Source organism: Pseudoalteromonas sp. 20-MNA-CIBAN-0454 (genome assembly GCF_040308685.1).
GTDB classification, from domain to species: Bacteria; Pseudomonadota; Gammaproteobacteria; order Enterobacterales; family Alteromonadaceae; genus Pseudoalteromonas; species Pseudoalteromonas nigrifaciens.
This window is the reverse complement of sequence record NZ_JBEOOB010000278.1, coordinates 1-211: the sequence shown is the minus strand read 5'-3', so window position 1 is coordinate 211 and position 211 is coordinate 1. Positions and strand designations below refer to the sequence as shown.

At 43.6% G+C, this 211-nt stretch carries 1 protein-coding gene; it reads left to right on the top strand.

Translation table 11 applies throughout. The annotated features are described in order from the left end of the window. On the top strand, positions 1-211 hold a 211-nt coding region (locus AAEZ22_RS18825), incomplete at both ends, for an IS66 family transposase zinc-finger binding domain-containing protein (protein WP_350608822.1).

The following is a 211-nucleotide window of genomic DNA, read 5'->3' as shown; positions in this document are numbered from 1 at the left end:
GCAGAGCAACAATCCATTAGCTATACCCGTAAAAAGCCGGTGCGTAAGCCACTGCCAAAAGACTTACCTCGTGAGCAGGTTATTCACGACATCATCGACAAAACCTGTGATTGCTGTGGCGGTGAGCTACATAAAATGGGTGAAGATAAGTCAGAAAAGCTTGAGTTCATACCCGCTAAAATCAAAGTGATTGAGCATATTAGGCCTAAAT